Origin of the sequence: Pelomicrobium sp. G1, assembly GCF_051905455.1 — a bacterium.
Lineage (GTDB): Bacteria > Pseudomonadota > Gammaproteobacteria > Burkholderiales > UBA6910 > Pelomicrobium.
Genome location: NZ_JBQACR010000695.1, coordinates 1 through 230 on the forward strand (window position 1 = coordinate 1; position 230 = coordinate 230).

The 230-nt window shown below is 69.6% G+C and carries 1 protein-coding gene; it reads right to left on the reverse strand.

Translation table 11 applies throughout. From position 1 onward, the window contains the following. Positions 1-230, reverse strand: a 230-nt coding sequence (locus ACTFO6_RS20165; protein ID WP_439936031.1) for a TonB-dependent receptor plug domain-containing protein, incomplete at both ends; no start/stop codon positions are given.

Sequence of the window (230 nt, forward strand, 5' to 3'; positions counted from 1 at the left end):
CTCAAGTCCGGCTGGAAGGGGTTCGCCTGGGCGGCGTTCACCGTTACGCCGGCCAGGTTCCTCTCCATGAAGTCGGAAAGGTCCAGTGCCTGCTGCCGCCGGATTTGCTCCCCAGTGGCGGCCTGGACCGCCGCCGGCACCTGTTCCAGGGGAGCCCCCCCGCTGGGCAGGGGTGTCGTACCCACCACTTCCACCGTGGGCGCTTCCAGGGTGGCAGCCGGATTCTCGGC